1 protein-coding gene is annotated in these 507 nt (G+C 30.6%); it reads left to right on the top strand.

The features are described 5' to 3' along the window. A partial coding sequence (locus tag HMPREF3029_RS04935) for an ATP-binding protein (protein ID WP_210400778.1) occupies positions 1-507 on the top strand: 507 nt, incomplete at both ends.

The raw sequence follows: 507 nt of genomic DNA, 5'->3' as shown, positions 1-507 counted from the left end.
ATTATTATTAAATTTTACCCTGAGGAAATACATATTGAAAACCCAGGGTCATTTCCTGAGGGGATTAATAATAAAAATATTATAAGTCATCCCTCTACACCTAGAAACAAGTTAATTGCGGAAACTTTTCAAAAGTTAAAGTATGTTCAAAGGTCTGGTCAAGGTGTAGATATTATTTTTAAAGATATGTTGGCACTAGGAAAATCAGCGCCTGACTATACACTCTATAGTAATTCTGTTCAACTCATTCTTCGTAGCGTCATGGAAGATATTGAGTTTTTAAAATTTATTACAAAAGAGGAAGAAAAGCATAGTTCATTTTCAGTTCAGGAGATATGTATACTGAAATATATAAAGAATAATAAGAAAATATCACTATCTCAAGCAGCAGAGGTTGCCCAAGTGAGTCATCAATCTGTACAAGTAATATTAAATGATCTAATTCAAAAAAAGAATCTGATTCAAAGAGAGAATAGAAATAGCTATATGTTTTCTCACAGAGTTTAC

Origin of the sequence: Nosocomiicoccus sp. HMSC059G07 (assembly GCF_001815515.1) — a bacterium.
GTDB lineage: Bacteria > Bacillota > Bacilli > Staphylococcales > Salinicoccaceae > Nosocomiicoccus > Nosocomiicoccus ampullae_A.
Note: the sequence above shows the minus strand (reverse complement) of the source record. Positions and strands in the feature narration are given on the sequence as shown.